This window comes from Paenibacillus pasadenensis DSM 19293, from assembly GCF_000422485.1.
GTDB lineage: Bacteria > Bacillota > Bacilli > Paenibacillales > Paenibacillaceae > Paenibacillus_O > Paenibacillus_O pasadenensis.
The window spans coordinates 1-21,872 of sequence record NZ_AULW01000059.1 but is presented as its reverse complement, the minus strand read 5'-3'; the positions used below and the strand labels follow the sequence as shown (position 1 = coordinate 21,872).

The 21,872-nt window shown below is 67.0% G+C and carries 17 protein-coding genes; 14 read left to right on the top strand and 3 right to left on the bottom strand.

From position 1 onward, the window contains the following. Positions 1-68: 68 nt before the first annotated feature. A complete protein-coding gene (locus H582_RS0108780) occupies positions 69-1,490 on the bottom strand; it encodes a DUF4397 domain-containing protein (protein WP_028598249.1) in 1,422 nt (473 codons plus the stop codon). Between the two features lie 127 nt (positions 1,491-1,617). Between H582_RS0108780 and H582_RS0108775 the strand changes: the two genes are divergently transcribed. The 11 genes from H582_RS0108775 to H582_RS0108725 all read left to right on the top strand — a co-directional run bounded on the left by H582_RS0108775 (position 1,618) and on the right by H582_RS0108725 (position 12,534). Continuing rightward, positions 1,618-3,420: an oligosaccharide flippase family protein gene (locus tag H582_RS0108775; RefSeq protein ID WP_028598248.1), complete on the top strand. Its 1,803-nt coding sequence runs from the start codon at positions 1,618-1,620 to the stop codon at positions 3,418-3,420. 880 nt (positions 3,421-4,300) lie between these two features. After that, on the top strand, positions 4,301-6,136 hold the full coding sequence (gene yabN, locus H582_RS26690; RefSeq protein ID WP_084136935.1) for a bifunctional methyltransferase/pyrophosphohydrolase YabN: 1,836 nt from the start codon (positions 4,301-4,303) through the stop codon (positions 6,134-6,136). Positions 6,137-6,403: 267 nt separating this feature from the next. After that, positions 6,404-6,676, top strand: coding sequence for an HU family DNA-binding protein (locus H582_RS0108765; RefSeq protein WP_028598247.1), 273 nt, complete (start codon positions 6,404-6,406; stop codon positions 6,674-6,676). After that, the gene (locus H582_RS0108760; protein WP_028598246.1) at positions 6,677-6,958 is read left to right on the top strand and encodes an RNA-binding S4 domain-containing protein; all 282 of its coding nucleotides are present in this window, start codon (positions 6,677-6,679) and stop codon (positions 6,956-6,958) included. A gap of 237 nt (positions 6,959-7,195) precedes the next feature. Next, a complete protein-coding gene (gene yabP / locus H582_RS0108755; RefSeq protein ID WP_028598245.1) occupies positions 7,196-7,480 on the top strand; it encodes a sporulation protein YabP in 285 nt (94 codons plus the stop codon). Further along, entirely contained in the window at positions 7,477-8,085 is a 609-nt protein-coding gene (gene yabQ / locus H582_RS0108750; RefSeq protein WP_028598244.1) for a spore cortex biosynthesis protein YabQ, read from the top strand. The genes yabP and yabQ overlap by 4 nt, the downstream gene beginning before the upstream one ends. 58 nt (positions 8,086-8,143) lie before the next feature. Continuing rightward, on the top strand, positions 8,144-8,437 hold the full coding sequence (locus tag H582_RS0108745; protein WP_043111124.1) for an FtsB family cell division protein: 294 nt from the start codon (positions 8,144-8,146) through the stop codon (positions 8,435-8,437). 158 nt (positions 8,438-8,595) lie between these two features. Further along, entirely contained in the window at positions 8,596-9,147 is a 552-nt protein-coding gene (locus H582_RS0108740) for a S1 domain-containing RNA-binding protein (protein ID WP_028598242.1), read from the top strand. A 194-nt stretch (positions 9,148-9,341) separates the two neighbouring features. Further along, positions 9,342-9,914 (top strand): type IV pilus modification PilV family protein, encoded by a 573-nt coding sequence (locus H582_RS29935; RefSeq protein WP_028598241.1) that lies wholly within the window; start codon positions 9,342-9,344, stop codon positions 9,912-9,914. After that, positions 9,898-10,443 carry a prepilin-type N-terminal cleavage/methylation domain-containing protein gene (locus H582_RS29930; protein WP_028598240.1) on the top strand — a complete coding sequence of 182 codons (546 nt, stop codon included), beginning with the start codon at positions 9,898-9,900 and terminating at the stop codon, positions 10,441-10,443. The genes H582_RS29935 and H582_RS29930 overlap by 17 nt, the downstream gene beginning before the upstream one ends. Before the next feature lie 12 nt (positions 10,444-10,455). Further along, positions 10,456-12,534: a hypothetical protein gene (locus tag H582_RS0108725; protein WP_028598239.1), complete on the top strand. Its 2,079-nt coding sequence runs from the start codon at positions 10,456-10,458 to the stop codon at positions 12,532-12,534. Positions 12,535-12,636: 102 nt separating this feature from the next. Here the strand turns inward: H582_RS0108725 and H582_RS0108720 are convergent, their stop codons facing one another. Next, entirely contained in the window at positions 12,637-16,884 is a 4,248-nt protein-coding gene (locus H582_RS0108720; protein ID WP_028598238.1) for an Ig-like domain-containing protein, read from the bottom strand. A gap of 318 nt (positions 16,885-17,202) precedes the next feature. Between H582_RS0108720 and H582_RS0108715 the strand changes: the two genes are divergently transcribed. From H582_RS0108715 to H582_RS0108705, 3 genes are all read left to right on the top strand, one after another. Then, positions 17,203-18,867: a GspE/PulE family protein gene (locus H582_RS0108715; RefSeq protein ID WP_028598237.1), complete on the top strand. Its 1,665-nt coding sequence runs from the start codon at positions 17,203-17,205 to the stop codon at positions 18,865-18,867. Between the two features lie 119 nt (positions 18,868-18,986). Beyond that, entirely contained in the window at positions 18,987-20,036 is a 1,050-nt protein-coding gene (locus H582_RS0108710) for a type IV pilus twitching motility protein PilT (protein ID WP_028598236.1), read from the top strand. Between the two features lie 3 nt (positions 20,037-20,039). Continuing rightward, positions 20,040-21,248 carry a type II secretion system F family protein gene (locus H582_RS0108705; RefSeq protein WP_028598235.1) on the top strand — a complete coding sequence of 403 codons (1,209 nt, stop codon included), beginning with the start codon at positions 20,040-20,042 and terminating at the stop codon, positions 21,246-21,248. 326 nt (positions 21,249-21,574) lie between these two features. On the opposite strand, the gene H582_RS0108700 is transcribed toward H582_RS0108705, so the two are convergent. Then, on the bottom strand, positions 21,575-21,872 hold a 298-nt coding region (locus H582_RS0108700; protein ID WP_028598234.1), incomplete at its 5' end, for a transposase.

Here is a 21,872-nt window from a genome sequence, read left to right as displayed (position 1 = left end):
GGAATTCCGAGCGGAAGCTTGTTTGCCGTCGAACGGGACGCGGCAGAGTCCGCGCGGTCCGCGTCAGCTCAGCCGTCCTCGAAGGCCGCCAGCTGCGGCGGCTCGCCGGCCAGCAGCAGCGTGAGCGCTGTCGCTCCTGGCAGCGGCAGCGGGGGCGCGGCATGAAGCAGGCGCAGCGAGCCCGCCTCGGTCAGCTCAAGCTCCGGCTCGGACGGAGCCAGCGTGATGTAGGACGAAGCGCTTCCCGGCGCGACCTTGCGGAACAGCGTGCCGCCGTCGCGGACCATCAGGTCGACGGGGCCGGTGCGGGCGAGATGGAGCAGGCGCAGCTTGACGCAGTCGTCGCGAAGCTCTTGGCCGTCGAAAAAAACGAGCAGCCGCAGTCCGTCTCCCTCCGGATCAGGGCAAGCCGCCGCCGTATAGCTCCGGCCCGCCTCGAGCGACAGCTCGAAGACGTCGCCGCCGTCTGCCGGCTGGGGCTGCGCGGAAGCGGCGGGAGACAGCCCGACGCTCAGCGGACCGGCAGGCACATCCGCGTAGGAGGAGGCGGAGAGATAGCCTGCCTGCGCAAAGGCTTCGCCGGCCTGCAACGCCAGCGTCGGCTGTCCGGGAGCGGCGTGGATCAGCCGCAGCCGCGCGTAGGAGCTCGGCCGGGGCAGCGCCTGCGTCGAAGCGGATTCGGCCGCGGGCGGGCGGATGCCCGGGCCGGCGAATTCCGCGAAGGAGCCGGAATCGTCAGCCGCGTCCGGCGGGTCGGGAGCGGACGATGCCGGCTGCGGAGCCGGCGAAGCGGGCGCGGCGGCCGGAGGAGGCGCGGTCCAGCCCGCTGCTGGCGGGGCGGCGCCGGCGCTGGAGGCCGGCGCTGGCATGCCCGGCCAACCGGGATGGCCGGCCGCGGCCCCCGATCCGGGCGCCAAGCTCCAGCCGTACGGCTCCGGAATGGCCGGCTGCTGCGAGAGGGGCGGTCCATAGCCGCCGGGCAGCGGCGGCGCGAGCCCCGGCAGACCGCTGCCGGACAACGGCTGCCAAGGCGAGGTCGGCAAAGGGCCGCCATAGCCCGGCCAGGGCGACGGAGCTCCGGAGGCGTAGGACGGCCAGGCCGACCCTGGCGGAGCGGCCGCCGCGGAATAGGCGTCCGGCGGCGGGTACGCCGCCTGCGCGGGATAGGGCGGGAAATCGGCCGGCGCGGCATAAGCGCCGGCCGGGTACGCCGCCGCTGGCGCCGCATAGGGCGGCAAGCCGCCCGACATGCCGGAGAACGCCGCCTCCGGCGGCCAGCCCGGCGCGGCGGCGCCGAGGCCAGGGAGCGGCTCTCCGAACGGATTGCCGTAGAGCCGGACGAGCCCGGCGAGCCGCTTCACGGCTTCCCGGTAGAGGCCTTCGTAGGAGCCCGCCGCGGCGGGCTCGGAGTCGCGGTGATAGTCGGCCAGCATGCGGTAAAGGCTGGCTTTTTGCCATTCCGTCCAGACGGGATGCCGTTCCATTTCCATTGGCTGCTGCCTCCTTGCGGAATCATGCCGAAAAACGTCCTTTCCCAGCCTATGCGCCCGAAGCATGGCTCATACGGACGCCCGCCGCTATAATGAGGAGAACGAACGAGTCGAAAGGAACGGGACGATGGACGACAAGGAGCAACAGGCGGGGCGGGGCCGCGGGGCGCTCGGGGGCGCGGCGCTGCTGGCCGGCGCGGCCCTGCTCTCCAAGCTGATCGGGACGCTGCAGAAAATTCCGCTGCAGAACGTCGCCGGAGACCGCGTGTTCGGCATCTACAACGCGGTTTATCCGTTCTACCAGCTTATTCTCGTGCTGGCGACCGCCGGCCTGCCGGTGGCGGTCTCGATCCGCACGGCGGCGCTGCTCGAGCAGGGCGATCGGCTCGGCGCGCGGCGCGCGGCCGCGGCCGGAGTGACGCTGCTATCGCTGCTTGGGGCGGCCGGCTTCGCCGCGCTGTGGCTGCTTGCCGATCGCCTCGCCGCGCTCGTCGGCGACCCGGCTGCGGAGCTGTCGATCCGCGCGGTGGCGTCGGCGCTCTGGTTTGCCCCGGCGCTGGCCGCGCTGCGGGGCTATACGCAGGGGCTTGGCGACATGCGGCCGACCGCCTGGTCGCAGCTCGTCGAGCAGGTCGTGCGCGTCGCCGCCATGCTGCTGCTGCTGCGCATCGGCTGGTCGGCCGGCTGGGGCGACGACCGGCTCGCCGCCGGCGCGATGTGGGGGTCGTTTTTCGGCGGCGCGGCGGGACTGGCGCTGCTGGCCGTGTTCCTGCGGCGCGGGGCGTCGGCGACAGGCGCTGCAACGGGAGCTTCGCCTCCTCTGGATGCGGATAGCGTTCGTGGAGTGGGCCGGCTGACTGGCTTCGGGCGGCGATCCGACTCGGACGCGGCTCCGGTGCGGACGGCGAGCGAGGAAGGGGGCAGAGAGCCGGCGTTACGGGCCTCTCGGGTCTTTGGGCTCTCGCGGCTGCGTCCGCTCGCCCGCGAGATGGGCGCTCTCGGTGCGCTCGCGCTGCCGGCGGCGCTCGGAGCGATCGTCGCGCCGGTGCTGGGGGCGATCGACGCGTTCACCGTGCCGCGGCTGCTGCGAGGCGGCATGGACGCGGCCGAGGCGATGGCGGCCTTCGGCCTGTACAGCCGGGGCCAGCCGCTCATCCAGCTCGTGGCGATGGTCGCCGGCGCGGCCGCCGGAGCGCTCGTGCCGCAGCTCGTGCGGCATCGTCGCTCGGATCCGGCGCAGGCGGCGGCGCTCGTCCGGCTGTGGCTGCGCTCGTCGGCGCTCGTCGGCGCGGCGTCCGCGCTCGGACTCGCGCTGCTGGCGCGTCCGCTCAACGTGATGTTCTACGCCGACGCGCAGGCTACCGGCACGCTTGCGCTCGTCGGCAGCACGGCGCTCGCCGCCGCCGTCAGCGCGGTCGCCGCGCCGCTGCTGCAGGGCCTCGGCGCGCTGCGCCTGCCGGCCGCGCTGCTGGGGCTCGCCGCGCTCGCCAAGGCCGCGCTCAACGCCGCGCTCGTGCCGCCGCTCGGCATCGCCGGCGCGGCCGCCGCCGGCATCGCCGCCACGGCGCTCGCCGCCGGCCTCGGCGCGCTCGCGGCGGCGCGCACCGCGGCAGCGCTCGCTCCGGCGCCGCCCGCCGCGCGCCGCGCGGCCGCGCGGCTGCGCCGCCTCGCCGCCTGCGCGCTCGCGCTCGCGGCGCTTGCCGCGGCGGCGCTTGCCGGCGCGCGCCTCGCCGAGCTCGCCGCCGGCGCGGCCTCGCTGGCGCCGCGCGCCTCCGCCGCCGCGCAGACGCTTGGCGGCGTGCTGCTCGGCGCCGCCGTCTACGGCGCCGCGCTGCTGCTGCTCGGCGCCGTAAGCGCCGCCGAGCTGCGCCTGCTGCCGGGCGGCGAGCGGATGGCCGCCCGCCTGCGCCGCTGGCGGCTGATGCCGTAAGGCGGACCCATGCGGGCATCCGCCGAGCTCGACACCCCCGCGAGGGAGCCGAGAGTGCCTTGACCCGCCGAACACGGCACCTCCGCCCCCGCGAGGGAGTCGAGAGTGCCTTAGCCCGCCGAACTCGACGCCTCCGCCCCCGCGAGGGAGCCGAAAGTGCCTTGACCCGCGGATCTCGACGCCCCCGGCCCCGCGAGGGAGTCGAGAGTGCCTTGACCCGCCGATCTCGGCGCCTCCGCCCCCGCGAGAGAGTCGAGAGTGCCTTGATTCGCCGATCTCGACGCCCCCGGCCCCGGCGAGGGAGCCGAGAGTGCCTTGAGCCGCCGAACGCGGCGCCCCCGGCCCCGCGAGGGAGTCGAGAGTGCCTTGAACTGCCGATCTCGGCGCTTCCGCCCCCGCGAGGGAGCCGAAAGTGCCTTGAGCCGCCGAGCTTGGCGCCCCCGTCACCGCGAGGGAGCCGAAAGTGCCTTGAACTGCCGATCTCGCCGCTTTCGCCCCCGTGAGGGAGCCGAGAGTGCCTTGACCCGCCGATCTCGGCGCCTCCGCCCCCGCGAGAGAGTCGAGAGTGCCTTGATTCGCCGATCTCGACGCCCCCGGCCCCGGCGAGGGAGCCGAGAGTGCCTTGAGCCGCCGAACGCGGTGCCACCTCCCTCGCGAGGGAGTCGAAAGTGCCTTGACCCGCCGAACGCGGCGCCTCCGCCCCTGCGCCGGCTCGTCCCGCCTTATTTCTTACATATATTCCCTTAATGAGAACGATGCCGCTTGATTCCTGGCTTCAAGCCAAGTAAAGTCTTAAAGGAGGCGGCCCCGGAAGGGTTTCCGGGGCTTATGCCGCAGGGCGCGAGCAAGGGCCGCGCCTGCCACAGGGAGGAACCGCGCCATGACATCCGATTCGAGCCTCAACCGCTCCGGCGGAGCCGTGCCGTCGATCGCGGTAGCCGGCCTCGGCACCGGCGACCCGGACCAGCTGACGCTGGGCATCTGGCGGCGGCTGCAAGCCGCGGACGCGATCTATGTCCGCACCGCGAAGCATCCGATGATGGACATGCTGCGCGAGACCGGCGTGCCGATCCATTCCTTCGACCGGCTGTACGAGCAGTCGGAGTCGTTCCCCGAGGTGTACGACGCGATCGCGGACGAGCTGATCCGACTGGCCAAGGGCTCGGCGCCGCCTGACGCCGCTGCCGTGCCGTCTGACGCCGCTGCCGTACCGCCGAACGCCGTTGCCGTGGCGCCGAACGCCGCTGCCGTGGCGCCGAACGCCGCCGCTGCGCCGCCTGAGGCCGCTACCGTGCCGCCGAACGCCGCTGCGCCGCCTGACGCCGCTGCCGTGCCGTCTGACGCCGCTGCCGTGCCGTCTGACGCCGCTGCCGTACCGCCGAACGCCGTTGCCGTGGCGCCTAACGCCGCTGCCGTACCGCCGGACGCCGCCGCCGTACCGCCTAACGCCGCCGTTACACTTTCGGCTGCCGCCGGCCTGGGCCGAGCCGTGCTTTACGCCGTGCCCGGCCATCCGATGGTGGCCGAGCGCACCGTGCAGCTGCTGCGGGAGCGCTGCCCCCGCGAAGGCGTCGAGCTGACCGTGCTCGGGGGCGAGAGCTTCCTCGACATCGCCTTCACGCGGCTCGGCTTCGACCCGATCGAGGGCTTCCAGCTGCTCGACGCGGCCGGACTGCAGCCGCATCTGCTGCAGCCTCAGCTGCATACGCTGATCGGCCAGGTGTACGACGGCTTCACCGCCTCGGACGTCAAGCTGACGCTCATGGAGCGCTATCCCGAGGAGCATCCGGTGACGATCGGGCACGCGCTCGGCGTCGCCGGGGAGGAGCGCATCGTCACGGTGCCGCTCTACGAGCTTGACCGGGGACAGGACTACGGCAACCTCAGCCTCGTCTACGTGCCCGCCAGCAACGACGAGCGGCTGCGCAGCCGCAGCTTCGACCGGCTGCACGAGATCGTCTCCATCCTGCGCAGTCCGGACGGCTGCCCGTGGGACCGCGAGCAGACGCATCAGTCGATCCGCAAAAACTTCATCGAGGAGCTGTACGAGGCGCTCGAGGCGATCGACGCGGACGATCCGGACGGCATGCGCGAGGAGTTCGGCGACGTCATCCTGCAAGTGATGCTGCACAGCCAGATGGAGGAGGAGACGGGCGCCTTCACCGTCTACGACGTCATCCAGGAGCTGAACGAGAAGCTGATCTTCCGCCATCCGCATGTGTTCGGCGCGGACGGCGCATCCGATGCGGGCGAGGCGCTCGCCAGCTGGGAGCGGATGAAGGCGGAGGAGAAGCGCATCAAGGGCCGCGACGCGGACCGCAGCTCCGTGCTCGACGGCGTGCCCAAGGATCTGCCGGCGCTGCTGGCCGCTTACAAGCTCCAGAAGAAGGCGTCCAAGGTCGGCTTCGACTGGAACGAGCTGGAGCCGATGCTGGCCAAGATCGAGGAGGAGCTGCGCGAGGTGCGCGAGGCGGCCGGGCTTGGCGACGCCGAGGCGAGCGCCGGAGAGGTCGGCGACCTGCTGTTCGCCGTCGTCAACGCCGCGCGTTTCCTGGGCGCCGACCCGGAGGAGGCGCTGGCGCGGACGAACGCCAAGTTCAAGAGGCGCTTTCTCTACGTCGAGGAGCAGCTTCGTATAAACGGCAAATCTTTTGACCAGACTGATCTACTAGAGATGGACCGCTGGTGGGAGGAAGCCAAGAAGAGAGGGTTATAGATTCGCCCGCTTGGAATTCGGCCTCCTTTGCGCCATCGTTCGCCCGTTCTCGACGGAATTCTGCAAAAAAAATTCCGAATGCAGCAGGATTTTTTCATCGGGGGCACGAATTACGTATCCCTCGAAAAAAAGCGGCGCCGCCGGCTTCCGTCCGGGACGCTTCCCGCGCGCTGCGGCCGAGCCTTCTTGTTTCGACCCTGATGCTGCCGAGAGGCAGCGCACATGCACTTCAACCGAATCCATTACTTATTCCGGGAGGAAACAATCATGAACAAGAACGACCTGATCAACAGCATCGCAACGAAAAGCGGCCTGACCAAGCGCGACGTCGAGTCCGTCCTGAACGGCTTCCTCGGCGAAGTCACCGAAGCGCTCGCTTCCGGCGACAAGGTTCAACTGATCGGCTTCGGCACGTTCGAGACCCGCACCCGCTCCGGCCGTACGGGCCGCAACCCGCAAACGGGCCAAGAAATCACGATTCCGGAATCCAAGGTTCCTGCATTCAAAGCCGGCAACAAGCTGAAAGAAGCCATCAAGTAATTGAGGCTCGATAAATTCCTTAAGGTCTCCCGGCTCATCAAGCGGCGCACCGTCGCCAAGGATGTGTCGGAGCAGGGCCGCGTATGGATCAACGGCCGCGAGGCCAAGCCGAGCAGCTCCGTCAAAGCCGGCGACGAGCTGCGCATCCAGTACGGGCAAAAGTACATCACCGTGCGCGTCGAGCGCACGGCGGAGACGACCCGCAAGGATGAAGCGGCTACGCTCTATACGCTGCTCAAGGAAGAAGCGCGCGAGCGCGAGGACGACGGCCTGGGCTTCTAGCCCGGCGCCGCAGCTTCCAGCCATTGCCTTTTGAAGACCCCTTGCGAGGGGTCTTTTTTCATTGTCCCTGCCCTCGGGGCCGATCCGTAGAAGGGGCATGACGCCTGATCTTAAAAAAAATTTCGCGGCCTGTTTGGCCCGCCGGAGCCGCGGGTAATGAAGCTTACCCCCCACTCCTATAGGTTCTAAACCTCGTCCCCTCCTAATAAGCATAGGCTTATAAGGAGGGGACGAGGCATGAGTGAACCGATGAAAGGGCAGAAGCGGCAGGAAGTGAAGATGCTGAACCGCAAGCTGCTGGAGATAACGGGCGTGTTGAACGTCGAGAGCTTCGACAACGAGGAGTTCCTGCTGGAGACCGAGCTCGGATTTCTGGCCATCCGCGGCCAGAATTTGCATATGAAGCATCTCAGCCTGGAGCAGGGCCTGGTCGCCATCGAGGGTCTGATCCATACGCTCGCCTATCTGGACGGCACGCAGCAGGCCAAGTCCAAGAGCCTGTTCGGGAAGATCTTCAAGTGACGCTGGAGACCCAAGGCCTCACGATGGCGCTGATGCTGCTGTCGGGCGTGCTCATGGGCACGGCGTTCGACGGCTACCGCGTCGTGTCCCGCGAGCTGCGCTTCCCCCGCTGGATGCTGCCGCCGCTGGACGTCGCCTATTGGATGATCGCGGCGCTGGCCGTATTCCGGGTGCTGTACGCCAGCAACGACGGCGAGGTGCGGGCGTACGTCTATCTCGGGCTCGGCATCGGGCTTTGCCTTCATTATCTGCTGTTCAGCGGACTGGTGGTCGGGCTCACCAAATGGATGATCGCGGCGGCGAAGGCGGTCATCGGCTGGCTTGTCCGTCTGACGGACATGCTGGTCATTCGTCCCTTGATAGGGATCTACCGCTTAGTTCGCGTTTTGACAGGTTTTTTGATCGCCTTTTCTTTGTTCCTTTTCCGCATTGTGCTACAATTGGTTCGTCCTGCAGGAATTCTGATCCTCTGGATGCTGGGTCCGCTGCTGCGTCCGATCGGCAGGCAGCTGGGGCAGCTCATGGTCCGCTGGGAATGGAAGGAAAAGGCGGCCCGAGTGTCGAATGGATTCAAGCAGGCTTGGAAGCGGCTTTTCCGCAGGTGATTGGATTCGCTCCGGTCCTACAAGCCGAACCCTTGGAAGAGACGGGAGGATTCACGTGATGGAAAGTCCGAAAACGACGGGCGCGCGCAGAAGATTCAAGCTGTGGCTGGTGGCGATGACGGTTATTCTAGCGTGGGCAGGATATGCCCTGTTCTCTCAAACGCAGCGCCAGGCGGAGACCGCGGAACGGCTGTCGCTCGCCAAGGACCGATTGGAGCAACTGCATCAGCAAACCGATGAGCTGCAGGCCAAGATCAAGCAGCTCAACGATCCGGAATATATTTCCCAGCTCGCGAGCAAGCAGCAGGGATGGGTCAAGCCTGGCGAGGAGCTGCTTACAGCCCCGGAATGACGGGCTCTCGGCGGGGACAGACCGGGACATCCGTCTGTTGACCTTGCTTTTGGCCTTACGGTATAATTGAGACCAAGCGTGCCCTCTAATGCAGGGAAGTGCATGGTAGCGGCAGTTAACATGCTTCGCACAACTTTTAGGGAGGAACATTTTATTTTATGGCAATAGAAGTGGGCGCCAAACTACAGGGAAAAGTGACAGGCATTACACATTTTGGGGCATTCGTCGATCTGTCGGGGGGTGTCACCGGCCTCGTGCACATTTCCGAGATTGCCGACAATTATGTGAAGGACGTCAAGGATCATCTGAAGCTGGAGGATGTCGTGACCGTCAAGGTCATCAACATCGATCCGAGCGGCAAGATCGGTCTGTCCATCAAGCAGGCGATCGACCGTCCAGAAGGGAGCGCGCCTCCTGCGCGCGAGCGCTTCAACCGTGAAGGCGGCGGCGGCAGCTTCGGCGGCGGACGCGGTCCTGGCGGTCCCGGCGGCGGCGCTCCTCGCGGCCCCGGCGGCTTCGGCGGCGGACGCCCTGGCGGCGGTGGCGGCGGCCGGCCGTTCAACAAGGGCGGCGGCGGTCGTCCAGCGTTCGGCAAGCCCTCTTTCGAGGATAAGATGTCCCGTTTCCTAAAAGACAGCGAAGAACGGATTTCGTCCCTGAAGAAGAACACGGAAGGCAAGCGCGGCGGCCGCGGCGCCAAACGCGTATAGGTTTCGACAGGACGACGCAGAGAGCAGCATCCCTAACCGGATGCTGCTCTTTTTGCTGTTCGTCCAGAACATATCCGCAAGGCGATAAAAAAAGGCCTTAGGACCTCCTTTCCTAAGACCTTCGGCCTAATGAACGAGCCTTTCCCGGTCGATATTCAAGGGATGCGGGTTATCCGGGAATCGGGAGGTATGGCATGCTTCGGCGAGTGAACGAGGAACAGGGCTTCACCCTGCTGGAAATCATGGCCTCGATCGTCATCCTGTCGGTCGTGGCGCTGACGCTCAGCGGCTTTTTCGTCCAAGCCATGAGCTACAGCAAGCAGAATCAGAGCAAGACGATCGCCGTCCATCTGGCGCGCAACGCGCTGGCTTCCATCCAAAAGGAGCCTTTCGCTCCATTGCGCGACTATCTGGCCGTGCCGGACGCAGGCGGCAGCTACGCCGTGCTGGACGGCTCCCGCTGCGAGTCGGACTGCGCCGACTACGCGGAGCTGGTGCGCGACCCGGCCGTGCTGCTCCATGTGCTGCGTCCGGAAGTGAATGAAGTCGCCTATGTCGTGCGCATCTCTTATCAGCCGGAGCTGACGCCGTATTTGGACATCGGTCCCGATGCGGAGGACGAGGGCCGATCCGCGGCGGCCGGCGGCGGCGCGGAGGCTTTGTCCGCCTATCTGCTGCCGGTCCAGGTGGAGGTCGCCGCCGAGACGGGCGGCCGCAGCGATTCGGTGCGAGTGGAGGGATATCTGACTGATGAAACGATTCGTTGAACGGCTGCGCCGCAGCGAGGACGGCTACACGCTCATCGAGCTCATCGCCGCGCTCAGCCTGCTGTCGCTCGTGCTTGGCGTCATCTACGCCACGATTTCCTTCGGCACGGACGCCTACGGACGCGTGCAGGCGCAGAACGGGCTGCGCGAGGATGCGGATTCGGCGATGAGCGCCGTCATGGCGCGGCTGTACGCGTTCGGCGCCGAGCGGATCGGACAGGCGGAGGCAGCCGCGGGCAGCGGCATCGTCATGCAGGCGGCCGCGGACGGGAGCGGCCAGGCGCGATCCGAGCAGGTGGCGATCCGCCGCGATGCCGAGGGCAAGGGCCGCTTGTATATCGGGGACACGCCCTTGGAGCTCGGCTCGGAGCTGGCGACGGAGGGCGAGGGCCGCTCGGCGATCGAGCTGCGCTGTCCGGACGGCGGCGGGGAGTGCTCGAGCGGTCTGCTGGAAATTCGGCTCCGCCTGCTGCGGGAAGCGGGCGGGCGGGTGTACTCGCTCGATCTGGCAAGCAAATTCGGCTTTTAGGAGGCTTCGGCCATGAAGGAGGACAAAGGCTCCTCGCTGCTGCTCGTCGTATTCCTCATCCTGCTGCTGTCGCTGCTCGGCGTCGCCGTGCTCGGAGCGAGCCTCGGGGGCGCGATGCGGACCGAGCGCAGCGAGGAGAACGTGCAGAGCGTGCATCTCGCCCAAAAGGGGCTCGACGAGGCGATCGCCGCCATCTATGACCGGTTCAACGGCCGCTTCATCGACCCGGAATCGCTCGGCTCGCAGCTGGCCGGCTTCACGGATGCGTTCAACGAGCAGCTGGCTCAGGGAGGAAGCGGCGGCAGCCGGCTCGATGCGGCGCGTCCGTTCTATCAGGTCGTCAGCGTCCGCTGCGCGGACGACGGCGAATGCCTCTCGCGGGGCAGCGCCGGCAGCGCGGCTTACCAATACTCGCTCGTCGTGACCGCGGAGGCCGAGGTGGACGGGGCGAAGCGCCGGCTTCAGCAGGAGGTCATGCTCGACACGTACCCGGATTTCCTCAAGTACGCCTTCGGCTCCGAAGGCGTCGTGACGATCGGGGGCGCTCCTTATTTTCGCGGCAATCTGTACGCCGGAGAGGCGCTGCAGCTGAGCGACACGGCCGACTACGTCTATGCCGGGAAGCGGCGGACGCAGGTTTCCCAGTTCCTCTTTCTCGACCCGATGCTCGGGGCGGACGGCCGGCCGCTGGACGACAGCGGCTGGATCATCGCCGGCGACGGCGGCAGGCTGCATTATGGCTACGGCGTCTCGTATCCCGATGGCGTAGACCGCTACATGGCGGTGTACGACCGGAGCCTGGCCGGAGCGGACGGCGTGGACCGGGACAAGACGCATGGCCTCGGCCAGCGCATCCGCGTCGAGCCTCCGCAAAAGTTCGTCTCGATCGATGTCCGTTCGAGCTTCCTGGACAAGGTGCGGGATTCGCTCGGCGAGGGGGCGGGCAAGCAGGATCGGACCGTCATCGAAAACGTCTACGCGTCGGGCGGTGCTGCAGCGCTGGTCGACCTGCTGGAATCCAGCTACGCCTCCCGCTACGAGCGGCTGGGCGCGCAGCCGGCTCTGACGGCGGAGGAGCCGGCGGTGCCGGACATCCTGCTCGGACCGGAGCCTTCCGATCCGGGCGGGAGCCCGGCGGACCCGGCGGCGCCTGGCGCGGGTCCGGATCCTGAGGCTTACGAGCAGGCTCGGCTCGAGTATGAGCAGGCCGTCACCGAGTATGAGCTCGCCGTGGCCGAGCACGAACGGCAGCTGGCCGAATTCCGCGCAGGGCTGACCTCGATCGGCGCTCCCGGCTTGGCCGGATCGGCTGTCGTGACGGGGCCGCTCGTGCTCGACGCCAGCGTTCCGGCGATCGACTTTGCCTCCAAGGGCAAGCATAACTGGCTGATCGTGGACGGCGATCTGGAGCTGCGCGGTCCGGCCATCGGCGCCGATGAAGCCGCCGATCCAGGAGCGGAGCCCGGCGGGAGCGGCTCTGGCGGCGGAGAAGACGGCGCGGATGGCGCTTCGGGCAAAGGCGCAAGCCCGCTGCGGCTGCGCGGCAACGTGCTCGTCACCGGCAGCATGACGCTGTCCGGTCAAGTCGATGTCGACGCCACCGTCTACGTGCTCGGCCGGACGGACATCCGCGACGGGGCGATCCGCGGGCTGCAGCCGGGCGGCGCGGCCCCGCGCAAGGAGCTCGTGCTGATCGGCGGAGGGCCGATCGACTTGTACCGGGTGAGCTCGTTCCAGCCCGTCGGAGCCGGATTCGGCAGCGGAGCCGAGGCGGACGGACAGGTGCTGGACGCGTTCCTTTACACGGAGAGCTCGGCCAGCCTGTACGGCGTCGGCAGCGCCTTCTGGATGCGCGGCGGCTTCTTCGCCAAGGGCGATCTGACGCTGAACGCCGTGCTCGGGTCCACGGTCGAGGACGAGGCGCGGCAGCGGCTGAGCTTTCAGGAGCAGAGCAGCCTCGGCAAGGAAAAGGCCCGCTTCATCATCGACTACAACAGCTCGGTGTTCGCCAGCCAGGAAGCGGCGCTGCCGCGGGTGAGCAAGGTCCGCTTGACGACCGGCCCGCTGCGGCTCCTGCCGCAGGACGGCTGAACGGATCGGGCGGCCGAGGGCCGGCCCGCTCCTGGCAAATGAAAAAAACGGGACCAAGCGGAGAAAATCTCCGCTTGGTCCCGTTTTTTCATTTGCCATCCTTCAATAGCGATCGCCGAGGCGTTCGCCGGACGGCGCCTTCACCGTCACTGCAATCGTCCGCTGCAGCGAGCCGCCCGGCAGTCCGTTCGCCCGCCAGACAGCGCTGATGACGGCGGAGCCCGGCTTTTTGGCGGTCAGCCGGCCGCTTGCGTCGACCGAAACGACGGCCGGGGAGCTGCTGCCCCAGCGCAGGGCGCCTAGGATCTCGCTTGCGAGCGAGGACGGCTGCGCCTGCAGGCCGCTCGTCCGCAGCGGCAGCTGCGCGCCCTGCTCGAGCGTTAGGGCGGCAGGCAGGGAGAAGTCCCCGATCAGAACGGACTTGGAGACGCTGGAGCGATAGCCGGAGCCCAGCTCGATCGAGCCGGTCACGGTCGCGCTGCCGGGGCTGACCGCGGACAGCAGCGCCTTGGCGGGGTTGCCGGCGATCGGCGCCAGCGTCGCCCGATCGGCCGGAGCGCCGCCGAGGCTCCAGATCAGAGCGGACAGGCTGCCGCTATAGGCCGGGCTCCAGCTCGCGGATACCGTCAGCTGCTGGCCCGCCGCAAGCCTCTCCGGCAGCGCGGACAGCGCCAGCTCCGGCGCGAACACGCCCAGCTCCCGCTCTACCGTGAAGGAATAGCCCGTCGCCATCGTCACGATGGCCGCTGCCTTCGCCTTGCCGCTGCTTCCCGCGGGCTTCGAGGCGGTCAGCGTGCGGCTGTTCGCGGCATCGCCCTGGAGCGTGCCGGAGCCGCTGACGGTCCAGCTGACCGTATGCTCGGGGATGTCGGCCGCGGCGACGCCGTCCCAGCGGAGCGACAGCTGCGTCTGCTCGCCCGGCAGCAGCTCGCTCTTGCCGGCGGCAAGAGCCGGCTTGGCGATGATGCGCACCGGCTGGGCCGCCTTGGCCAGCTCGATCGGCGTCTCGCCGGCCTGCAGCGGCTGAGTGACTTTGAGCGCTACATGGCCGCTCCCTGTCAGGGACGGATCCATGCGAACGCTCTGATAGCCGCTGTCGGCGGGCAGGCTCTTCGATGGGCCTGCGGACGGCTCCCAGCTCCAGGCGTAGGTCAGAGCCCGGCCTGGGGCATCGGTGCCGACCGGCCGCCTGGCGCCCCAGTTACGGGTCCATGACGCCGCGCTGTCGCCGGCGACGACGACGGCCGGACCGCTCACTTGCAGGTCGGGGGCGACGATGTCCAGCTTCAGCTCAGGCTCAGGAGATTCGTACGTTCGGGAGACGAGCTCGCCTTTGTCGTTCAGCCCTTGCACGGTCAGCCGGGCTCGGAGCGTGTACGTTCCGGGACTGGAGGGATAAAAGCCCGACGTCCACTCCCAGACGCCCGGCGTGCGCTGCCTTTCTCGAATGCTTTCCGCACCCGCCTGTTGCGGGCTGACGGACCATTCGACCTGCGCGCCGCTCGGCACCACGTCGCTCGTCACCTTGGTGAGCACCGACTTCAGTCCGATCCGGCTGCCCAGCGTGTAGACGGAGCCTCCGTCCGCAGTGCTCAGCGACAAGCCCGGCTGGATGACATTCACCTTCGTGCTGGCGCTGAGGCCGGTCAGCTCGTCCGTCACTTGGACGACAGAGGACTGGCCGATTTTCAAGCCTTTCACCATGATGCCGCCGATGACGCTCTCCTCGATGGATACATGGGCCGGCTGGCTCGTCGTCCATTTCAAGCCGATGACCGACGCTTCCGCGGGCTCCATCGTCAGCAGCAGCTTGTAGCTCTGGCCGAACGCGATGTCGACCTCCGCCGGCAGCGACAGCGCGGTCGGCTTGACGATCGCCTCGAGCGTGAGGGCGTTGAAGCGGAGCGACGTGCCTGCGATCTGGCCGAGATTGCGGTACGTCAGCGTCGCCTGGTCGAGCGGCAGCCTGCCGATCGCGGCGGCTTTGGCCGTGATCGAGAACGGAACCGGCTCCGCCGCGTAGCGCGTGCCGTCTCCGGACGGATCGGCGGCGTAGCGGATGTCGGGCAGCGTGCCCGTCACCGTGTAGCCGCTTGCGAGCGTGCCGCTCTTCTGGAATCCGGGCGGCAGCGAGACCGGCTCGAGATTCGGCGGCAGCTTTTCCTGGAACGCCGGAGCGGCGATGACGAGATCCGACTGGCCTTTGGCCGCCGTCACCGGCTGCGGCCGGACGACGTAGCTCAGCGTAAAGTCCTTGCCCTTTTCGACATAGGCTTCCTTGAACGTGCCGGTCACGGAGCGGTCGACCTGAAGGCCGGCCGTCACGGGCCGCACGACGACGCGCACCGACTCGGTCGAGAAGGCGCCTTGCCGGTCGGTCGCGGTGATGCGTACCGTCAGCTCTCCGCCCTGCGGCAGCGGATTCGGATACGACTCGGATACGAGCGTGCCCGAGAGCAGCGAGGCGTTCTCGGACATCGTGCGGACGACCGGCTTGCCGTCCGTGCCCGTGTACAGGAACTCCACCTTGGCGCTGATCCGGCGGTCCTTGTAGTCGGGATCCTCCGCGGTGAAGCTGACCGGGATCTGCTGGTAGTGCGGGATGTAGTTGCCTGCTTGGGCCGAGTAGGCGGCGGGAGCGTGGACGGCCAGCTCCGGCTTATGGTTGGAGCCCATGAAGGCGCGGTACATCGTGTTGACGAACAGGCGCTGCTCCCAATCGGGGAACGTGCCGCTGTCGCCCTGGTGGCCGGTGCCGGAGTAGGTGACGTTGCCTTTGGAATAGGTGTAGTAATGATTCCAGCTGTCGCTGTTGTCCCGCGTGCCGCCGGTGATGTTGTACCACGGCACGAGCGTCGGATCCTCCAGATCGAGCATGAAGTACTGGTCATGCGTCGTCGCGACGGACGGCGTGCCGGCATCCAGGTTGAACGGGAACTTCGTCAGCAGGCCGTCGTTGACTTTGGCGACGGTCGAGGATGTTTTGGGCGCTCCCAGCCCGATGTTCGTGTGGAGGCCGGTCTGTCCGGTGACGGGCTTGAAGTTCCGCGTCCAGACGTTGTCGGTCGTGCCGTCGGAGATGAACACGGTATCGTGAGTGAACAGGACGCTTTGCCCGGTCTCGATGAAGTCTTTGACGGCCTTGGCGGCCGTCTCGCTGATCGGGGCGCTGCCGTTGTACGAGTCCTTGAAGCCGAAGATCAGCATGTCGTACTTGCCGCCGATGGAGTCGTACCCGTACGGGCCGCCCTTGGTGTTGAACGCCTGGATCGTGGCCGTCTTCAGCGCGATCCGGTAGTCCTCGGTGCTCAGGTAGCTCTGCTTCAGCACCGTGTCCTTCGTCAAGTCGCTGTTGGCGTTGCCCGGCAGCACCTGGAGGACGCTGATTTCCGTCTGGCGGTCGCGGAAGCGGACGGCGCCGGAGGCGTAGCTTTTCAGCCCGGTCTCGAGCTCGACCAGCTCCAGCTTCCAATAGTACAGCCCGGAGTAGCCTCGCGGCATGCGGTACCGCAGCTCGCCGGACGGCCCGGAGGCGTCGGAAGTCGCCACGACCTGCTCCGCCTGGAAGCGCAGCGACGCGTCCAGGTTGAGGTACAGGTTCGCGCGCAGGCGGGATTCGGCCGGCTGTTCGTAGCGGAAGACGAGCGTGTCGCCCGCGCGGTAGAAATGGGACGGATTCGTCACATAGTCGGTCGGCGCCTCCGTCACGTTCAGCTCCGGTCTCAGCGAGAGCAGGCGCGCGTACTTGTTCTGCTTCAAGGTGGAGGCGATCGCGCTCAGCCCCTGCTTGTCGAGGAACAGCACGTTTTCCCGCTGCTTGCCGCTCTCCTGGTAGATGGAAAATCTTTTTTTCAGCACGCCTGACTCTCCGTTCGGGAGGGCCGGCTGATACAGCAGGCCGTCGGACGTCGCTTTGTCGCTGTAGAGAAGCACGAGCAGGCCGCGGTTGACGTAGCCGTCGATCAGCTCCTGCGCCTTGAGGTTCGTGATGTCGTTGAGCTTCTTGGACGTGTCATGCGCCGCATTGCGTGCGTCGGACGTGGACAGATAGGACATCGACTCGGGATTGTACTTGCCCTTGCCGATGTAGACGGCGTCGTACAGGCCGTCGATGTCGACGCGGGAGGCGACAAACGTCTTCATCTTCATCGTCGTGATCTCGTAGTCGGCGGAGCCGAGCAGCGGCTTCAGATCGGACGTGCCGGCGTCCGTCAGTTCGAGCAGCCGGATCTTGGCGGCGGATGCCGCCGACGCCGAAGGAACGGATGGCGGCCAGAGCGACAGCAGCGATGCCAGCAGCAGCAGGATCGCCAAAGGGGCGCAGAGCGCGGAGCGGAGACGGGCGGCCATGGGGAGCATCTACCTCCAGAATGGAATGGTGGAATACGGAAAAAGGTCATAGTTCATATAGACTAATTTTGGATAGTTTGATTATAATCGATTCGACATCGAAAAAACACATATTGGAAGTTAAAGACCTGGTTTTATTCACATATTGAAATAAAAAGACGATATTTATTGATTAAACGATAATATCTATGCGATTTATGAAAAATCGTTCATTTATTTTTCGAGTTGAGACTAAAGACCTAAACTTATCGATATTTCCTTTCGATAATTAGGAGGACAAGCCGCGACGGCGGGGAGAGAGGAAGGCGGGGAAGCGGGATGAACAGGGTGAGGAAAAGGCTCGGCGACCTGCTGGTCGAGAGCGGCGTCATTACGGAGACGGAGCTCCAGGAGGCGCTGCGCGAGCAGGGACGGACGAAACAGAAGCTGGGCGATCTGCTCATCGCCCAAGGCTACATGACCGAGCAGCAGCTCATCGAGGTGCTGGAATTCCAGCTGGGAATTCCGCATGTGAGCCTGTTCAAGTACCAGATCGATCCTTCCATCGCCCAGATCATCCCGGAGAGCCTGGCGCGCCGCTATCAAGTCATCCCGCTTCATAAAGAGGGCGGCAAGCTGATGGTGGCGATGGCCGATCCGCTCGACTACTTCGCGATCGAGGAGCTGCGGATGAGCACCGGCTTCCGGATCGAGCCGGCGATCTCCACCAAAGAGGAGCTGCAGCGCGCCATCGCCCGCTTCTACGGCCTGCAGGACTCCATGAGCCAGATCTTGGGCGAGCTGCCGACGCAGGACGAGATCGGCGAGATGGAGATCACCGACGAGGACTCGCCGGTCGTGCGGCTGGTGAACGGCATGATCCAGCAGGCGGTGCAGCTGCAGGTGTCCGACATCCATGTCGATCCGGGCGAGACGCAGGTGCTCATCCGGTACCGGATCGACGGCGAGCTGCGCACGGAGCGGGTCATTCCCAAGGCGATGCAGGGCTACATTACGGCGCGTCTCAAGATCATGGCCAAGCTCAACATCGCCGAGCGGCGGCTGCCGCAGGACGGCCGGATCAAGATGCAGGTCGACTTCCGCACGGTGGACATCCGGATCTCCTCGCTGCCGACGATCCATGGCGAGAAGCTGGTGCTGCGGATCCTCGATCTGAGCGTCGGCGTCAAAGGCATCGAGCAGCTCGGCTTCAGCCCGGACAACTACCGGCTGTTCAAAGGAATGGTCGAGTCGCCTTACGGCATCGTGCTCCTCACCGGGCCGACCGGCAGCGGCAAGACGACGACGCTGTACTCGGCGCTGCAGCATCTCAACCGCGACAGCGAGAACATCATCACCGTCGAGGATCCGGTGGAATACCAGCTGGAAGGCATCAACCAGGTGCATGTGAACCCGGCGATCGGGCTGACGTTCGCCGCCGGGCTGCGCTCGATCCTGCGCCAGGACCCGAACATCGTCATGGTCGGCGAGATCCGCGACTCGGAGACGGCGGAGATCGCCATCCGGGCGTCGCTGACCGGCCATCTCGTGCTGTCGACGCTGCATACGAACGACGCGGTCAGCACGGTGACCCGGTTCCGCGACATGGGCATCGCCAGCTATCTGATCGCCAGCTCCCTCGTCGGCGTCGTCGCGCAGCGGCTCGTCCGGCGAATCTGCCCGGACTGCCGCCAGGCGCATGAGCCGACCGAGCAGGAGCGGATCCTGCTGCGCAGCTACGGCATCGAGACGGACCGCTTGTACCGCGGCGCCGGCTGCGGCAGCTGCAGCAAGACCGGCTACCGCGGCCGGATCGCGATCCACGAGGTGCTGGCCGTGACGGACGAGCTGCGCCGGATGATCGGCGACGACGCCTCGGTGCTCGAGCTGCGGGCAGCCGCGGAGCGGGCCGGCCTGGCCGGCCTGCTGCAGGACGGCATGGACAAGGTGCTGCAGGGACAGACGACCGTGCAGGAAGTGATGCGCGAGGCGGCGCTGCGCTGAGGATGGACCATGGAGCGTCCGAGGCGGGCAGCAGGGCGCCGGCGCGCCAGGCTCGGCCGGCCTCGCGCGGGGAACCGCATCAGGCTGCGCCTGCAAGGGCAAAAGGAGGCTGGACCGATATGAACGAACCGCAGGGACTGCTGCGGGAGCTGCTGCGCGAGGCCCGCGAGCGGGGCGCCTCGGATCTGCATCTGGCGGCCGGAGCGCCGCCGCTGCTGCGAATCGACGGGGCGCTGGCGCCAGCCGTCTCGCTGGCGGCGCCGCTCGGGCGCGAGCAAGCGGAGGCGCTGCTGCTGCCGCTGCTCGGCAGCCGCAGGGAGCGCTTCGACGCGGAGGGCGAGGCCGATCTCGCCTGCGAGACGGACGGCAGCCGCTACCGGCTGAACGTATTCCGCCGTCTCGGCGGCCTCGGGCTCGCGGCGCGCGTGCTGCCGGACGGGACGCCGACGCTGGAGGAGCTCGGCCTGTCGCGCATGCTGACGGACTGGGCGCAGCGGCGGCAAGGGCTGCTGCTCGTCACCGGCCCGACCGGCAGCGGCAAGTCGTCCACGCTGGCGGCGCTCGTCGGGCACTTGAGCCGGACGCGCAGCCTGCACATCGTCACGCTGGAGGATCCGATCGAGCATGTGTACCCGCAGGAGCGCTCGCTGATCGACCAGCGGGAGATCGGCCGCGATACGGCGAGCTTCGCCAGCGGCCTGCGGGCCGCGCTGCGGCAGGCGCCGGACGTCATCCTCGTCGGCGAGATGCGCGACGCGGAGACGATGGCGGCCGCCTTGACGGCGGCGGAGACGGGGCATCTCGTGCTGTCCACGCTCCATACGGCGGACGCGCCGCAGGCGGTCGACCGGATCGTGGATGCTTTCGGAGCGGACAGGCAAGGCCAGATCCGGGCGCAGCTCGCCTCGCTGCTGATCGGCGTGCACGCCCAGCGGCTGCTGCGCCGGGCGGGAGGACGCGGGCGCGTCTGCGCCGCGGAGATCCTCGTCAACACGCCGGCCGTCGCCAATCTGATCCGGACCGAGAAGGTCCATCAGCTGCGCGGCGTCATGCAGACGGGCCGGCAGCAGGGGATGGCCACGCTGGAGAGCAGCGTGCAGGAGCTGCTGCGCCAGGGCGCGGCCGATCCGGCCGACGCGAGGGCTTACCTGCAGGAGAGAGGGGAGTAGCGCGTGGCGCAGTTTCACTATCATGTCAAAAGCTCCGCCGGCAAGCAGCTGAAGGGCATGCTGACGGCGATGGACAAGTCGTCGGCGGTCGAGGAGCTGCGGCGCCGCGGGCTCGTCGTCCTGGCGCTGGAGGAGCATCGCAGCTCGCTGCTGCAGATGGACATCTACATCGGCAATCCCGTCAAGCCGGCCCACTTCATCGTCTACTGCCGGCAGTTCGCCACGCTCGTCCGGGCCGGCGTGCCGATCGTGCAGGCGACCGACATCCTCTCCCAGCAGACAGAGAGCAAGCCGCTGCGCAAGGCGCTGCGCGACGTCCATGCCTCGCTGCTTCGCGGCAGCAGCTTCTCGCAGGCGGCGATGGAGCATCGGCGCATCTTCCCCGTCATGTTTACGAGCATGATCCGGGCGGGCGAGGAGTCGGGCGACCTGGAGGGGACGCTCGAGCGGCTGGCGACGTTTTTCGAGAAGGGGCATGTGACGCGGGAGAAGATCAAGTCGGCGCTCACCTATCCGGTCATCGTCGGGCTGCTCGCCGTCGCGGCCGTCATCTACCTGCTCAAGGCGATCGTGCCGCAGTTCGTCAGCATGTTCGAGTCGATGAACGCGGAGCTGCCGGCGATCACCAAGGTCGTCATGGCGCTCAGCGCCAGCATCGAGAACGAATGGTACCTGTGGCTCGGAGCGGCGGTGCTGCTGCTGGCGCTGCTGCTCGGGTTCAAGCGGACGCAGCGCGGAGCGTATGCGCTCGACTACGTGAAGCTGAAGCTGCCGGTGTTCGGCAAGCTGCAGCAAAAGGGCGCGATCGCCCAGGTGTCGCGCACGCTGTCTTCGCTGTATGCGAGCGCCGTGCCGATGCTGCAGTCGCTGCAGATCGTCGAGGAGGCGGTCGGCAACCGCGTCATCGCCCGCTACTTGCGGCTGAGCGCCGACTCGCTGCGGCGGGGCAATCCGCTGTCGGAGCCGCTCAAGCAGTCGTGGGTATTCCCGCCGCTCGTCACGCAGATGATCGCGGTCGGCGAGGAGACGGGCGCGCTCGACGAGATGCTGGCCAAGGTCGCGGACTTCTACGAGATGGACGTCGACAACACCGTCGACCGGCTGAAGTCGCTCATCGAGCCGCTGCTCATCGTCTTCCTCGCCGGCGTCGTCGGCCTCATCGTCGCGGCGATCATGCTGCCGATGTTCAGCCTGTACGGGCAGATGGGGTAGGCGGCTTTTGAGGCGCGACGGCGCGGCGGTTGCGCGGAAAACTTAGTTGGAGGCGCGCCGGCGTGGCAGCTACGCGGAAAAACCGAGTAACTGGTTAGTTGGAAGTGCGACGGCGAGGCAGTTGCGCGGAAAAACCGAGTAACGGGGTAGTTGGAAGGCCGTCGGAGCGGCAGTTACGCGGAAAAACCGAGTAACTCGGTGGTGGGAAGCGCGTCGGAGTGGCGGTTGCGCGGAAAAATCGAGTAACTCGGTGGTAGGAGGCGCGTCGGAGGGTCAAGTCCATAATTGTGTGTAAAAACACTTCTCGGTAGAAAATGGAATCGGGTTTAAAGGCTGTCCGTCGCTTCCGTCATGGTGGTGCTGGTTTCCTGCTCCTCCGAGCCGGCGCCCTGAGTGGCTTTCTGCTTCTTCCACGCCTTGAAGTCCGTCATGTCCATGTACGGCTTCTTCGTCATCCAGTACTCGTTCTCTTCCATGAGCATGGCTCCGATGAGACGGATGACGGAAGCGCGATTGGGAAAGATGCGGATGACCGTCTCGCGCCTGCGGATCTCCCCGTTCAGGCGTTCCATGCCGTTGGAGGTGCGCAGCCGCACGCGGTAGGCCTCCGGGAAGGCCAGCACC